This window comes from Peptidiphaga sp., from assembly GCF_057238965.1.
Genome location: NZ_DBHHEV010000035.1, coordinates 18,708 through 22,525, shown reverse-complemented (window position 1 = coordinate 22,525; position 3,818 = coordinate 18,708). Strand labels below are relative to the sequence as shown.

At 65.9% G+C, this 3,818-nt stretch carries 3 protein-coding genes and 1 pseudogene; all 4 read left to right on the top strand.

Going from position 1 to position 3,818, the window contains the following annotated elements:
* On the top strand, positions 1–519 hold a 519-nt coding region (locus ACO48X_RS05785; protein WP_485001165.1), incomplete at its 5' end, for a sensor histidine kinase.
* A 174-nt stretch (positions 520–693) separates the two neighbouring features.
* Positions 694–1,353 (top strand): response regulator transcription factor, encoded by a 660-nt coding sequence (locus ACO48X_RS05780; RefSeq protein ID WP_485001164.1) that lies wholly within the window; start codon positions 694–696, stop codon positions 1,351–1,353.
* A gap of 282 nt (positions 1,354–1,635) precedes the next feature.
* Positions 1,636–2,859 carry an arginine deiminase gene (locus tag ACO48X_RS05775; protein WP_485001163.1) on the top strand — a complete coding sequence of 408 codons (1,224 nt, stop codon included), beginning with the start codon at positions 1,636–1,638 and terminating at the stop codon, positions 2,857–2,859.
* 245 nt (positions 2,860–3,104) lie between these two features.
* Positions 3,105–3,818: pseudogene (locus ACO48X_RS05770) on the top strand (serine/threonine protein kinase); the annotation flags it as partial.

The following is a 3,818-nucleotide window of genomic DNA, read 5'->3' as shown; positions in this document are numbered from 1 at the left end:
CGGTCCCTGGCGGCCTCCTCGCCCCTGAAAGTCGAGGTTTTCGTTCCCAATCGGCTTCCCGCCATTCCTGAGGGCGTCATCGCCGCCGCGTACTTCCTCGTCTCCGAGGGCTTGACGAACGTCGCGAAGTACGCGCCCGCGGCCCGCGTCTCGGTGCTGCTGGCCGCAGACGCGGACCTCCACGTCTCCGTCAGCGACGACGGCCCCGGCGGGGCGAGCGTCCAGCCCGACCGCGGCCTTTCCGGCATGCGCGAGCGGCTCGCCGCATTCGGGGGCGTTCTCGAAGTCGTCAGCCCTCTCGGAGGGCCGACGACGCTGACGGGGCGGATCCCGCTCCTTTTGCGGCAAGGGGAATTCGGCGTTGCCCCGACAAACAGCCGCGCAAGCGCCAGCGAGACAGACGGCGAAGCAGACGTCGGCGGGACGGGCGACGACGCAAGCGGCAGCGCGCCGGAGACGAGAAGGGCGGCTAAAGCCGACTGGCGAAGCCCGGGCGAGAAGACTCGGAAAGAATGGTGAGGCGTGCCGGAGCGGCCGAAGCGCGAGGGCGGCCGAAGCGCTTGAAAGTGGGCGAGGCGTGAGAAAGCCGCCGGGGCGCGCGAAATCTGGCAAAGTGCGAGAGAATCGGCAAGACACGACAACAGCGGCGCACGGGGGCGAGGGCCCGCCGGCCCGCCGCGGAAAGGAGAGGGAATGAGGTTAGTGGTCGCCGACGATTCGGCGTTGTTCCGGGAGGGCATGGTCGGCCTTCTGATGAGGCAGGGCCACGAGATCGCCGCGGAGGCCGCCAGCGCGGACGAGCTCGTCGAAGCGGCCGCGCGGACCGCCCCGGATGTGGTCGTCACGGACGTGCGGATGCCGCCCGGAATGTCCGACGACGGCCTGAGGGCGGCCGTGCGCATACGAGAGAGCCAGCCTGAGATCGGGATCATGGTGCTCTCCCAGTATGTCGCCCCCGCCTACGCCGCAGAGCTGTTCGAGCCGAGCGCGCCGACCGACGGCGTCGGGGGACTGGGCTACCTCCTCAAGGACAGAGTGGCCAGGGTCGCCGATTTCATCCGGTCCTTGAGGGTCGTAGAGGCCGGCGGCGTCGTCGTCGACCCGGAAGTGGCCTCCTCCCTGGTCAAGGGCCGCTCGTCGTGGCTCAACGGGTTGACGGTCAGGGAAAGCGAGGTCCTCGAACTCATGGCCCAGGGTCTGTCCAACCACCAGATTTGCGAGCGCATGTTTCTTTCCACGGCCGCGGTCTCAAAACACGTGGCCAATGTTTTCTCGAAGCTCGGCATGCTCCCCGGAGAGGAGAACCGGAGGGTGCGGGCGGTTCTGGCCTACCTGACGGAGAAGCGGAACTGAGGAGCGTGCGCCGACTCGGAGCCGAGTGCGCCGACCCTGGGCTGAGTGCGTCGAAACGGAGTCGAACGTGCAGAAGAAAGCGAGTGTTTGAGAAAAGGGCTGCAGACAGGCGAAGGAAGCCCGCCGCATAAAGGAATCGCGCCGCATAAGAAAGTACGCCAGTGCACCGAGCGATTGTCTGTCTGCCGGGCATGTGCCTCGATGGCCGAGGCAAAGCTGGTACGTTTGACCTAAAAGCGACGGGGTGAGCTTCGTTGCGGCGAGCGATTCAGGAGGAAGCGGATGAAGCCATATGTGGGCTCCGAGGTTGGGCGGCTCAAGCAGGTTCTCCTGCACCGCCCGGGCAAGGAGATGTTGAGGCTCACCCCTTCCAACAAGGACGATCTTCTCTTTGACGACGTCCTCTGGCTCGAACGGGCCCAGCACGAGCACGACGTCTTCGCCGAGACGCTGCGTTCGCGCGGCGTCGAGGTCCTCTACCTTGCCGACTTGCTCGCCGAGGCGCTCGCGGACCGCGAAGCCCGCGAGCGCGTGCTCGACGTCGTCGTCACGGAGGAGGCCTGCGGCGCAGGAATCGAGGAGGCGGTCCGAAACTACGCCGAGTCACTGCCGGAGGCCGAGCTCGCCGAGCTCCTCATCGCGGGCGTGACAAAGGCCGAGCTGCTCGACCGATCCGATGTGCAGGAGTCTTTGACCCTCCGCACGCTCGGCGCAGACGACTGCCTTCTGGCCCCGCTTCCCAACCACCTTTTCACGCGCGACACGTCCTCGTGGATCTACGGCGGCGTCTCGATCAATCCGATGTGCCGCCCGGCGCGCGTGCGCGAGAGCGTGAACGAGGAGGCGATCTACCTCCACCATCCGCGCTTTGCCGACGCCGACTTCACGGTCCTGGGCGACGGCGTGGGGTCGGGCTTCGCCTCCGTCGAAGGCGGGGACGTCCTCGTCATAGGGAACCGCTCGGTCCTCGTCGGGTTGAGCGAAAGGACGAGCCCGCAGGGGGTTGAAAGGCTTGCCCTTCAGCTATTTGAGGCGGGCGAGGCAGAGCGGGTCGTCGCCGTCGAAATGCCGAAGGCGCGGGCGCAGATGCACCTGGACACCGTGATGACGATGGCCGACGAGGGTACCTTCGTCAAATACGCGGGCCTGGGGATGCTCCGCTCCTACACGATTCGTCCCGGGGACGGGAAGAGGCCCCTTCACGTGGAGACAAATGCGCCTGAGCGGATGCACGCCGTCGTCGCGGAGGCGTTGGGCCTCGATTCGGTGCGGGTTTTGACGACGCCGCAGGATTCCCTCGCGGCCGAGCGAGAGCAGTGGAACGACGGGGCGAATCTGCTGGCCGTCGCCCCCGGCGCCGTGGTGGTTTACGAAAGGAACACCGCCACAAACGAGTATCTTTCCGAGCAGGGCGTCGAAGTTCTGCCGATTCCCGGGAACGAGCTGGGCCGCGGGCGCGGAGGCCCGCGTTGCATGAGCTGCCCGACGGTCCGCGGCGAGAACTGACCGCTCGCTCCCGGAGCCGACGGCGCGCGTCGAGGATTGAGGGCGCGTTCCGAAAGCCGACGGCGCGCTCGGAGGAACGAACTTTTGCGGGGAAAACGACGGCGGCCGCAGGCTGATGCGAGCCGTCTTCGGACCGTCTTCGAGCGAATCGCCGAAAGGAGTTGAAACTGGGAGGAAATAGGCGTTTCCTAGATACGCAAGCATCGCACGAACGCATCACCGTTCTCACATAGGAGTGTCTGAAAATGGCGAAAATCGTCAACTCATGGAACGACTTCGACCCCCTCAAGAGGGTCATTCTGGGGCGCGCCGACAATTCGGTCATTCCGCCCGAAGAGCCGGCAACCTCGGAGAAGGTGCCGATCGACTCCGAGATGCGCGGAATGTGGGGGCCGCGTCCCACCGAAACCGTCGAAAAGGCCAACGCCCAGCTCGACTACCTCGCCAAGGTTCTTCAGGACAACGGCGTCGTCGTCGACAGGCCGACGCCGCTGCAGTGGAATCAGGCGATCGTCACGCCCGACTTCCGCACCGACTCCGGTTTCACGCAGATGCCTCCCCGCGACATTCTGCTCACCGTCGGCAACGAGATCATGGCCTCGGCCAACTCCTTCCGGTGCCGGTACTTCGAATACCTCGCCTACTGGGACCTCATGGGCCAATACTTCGAGGAGGACCCCGAATTCAAGTGGACTCAGGCCCCGCGGCCGCGGCTGACCGACAAGTCGTACAAGCACAACTATTACGACGAGCGGATCACGATCGAGGAGCGCCTGGAGCGCACGGCCGCCAAGGACTTCGTCACGACGGAGGTCGAGCCGATGTGGGACGCGGCCGACGTCATGCGCCTGGGCAGGGACCTGTTCATCCAGCACGGCCTGACCACGAATCGCAAGGCGATGGAATGGTTCAAGCGCTACTACCCGGACCTGCGGGTGCACGCGGTGAACTTCCCCGGC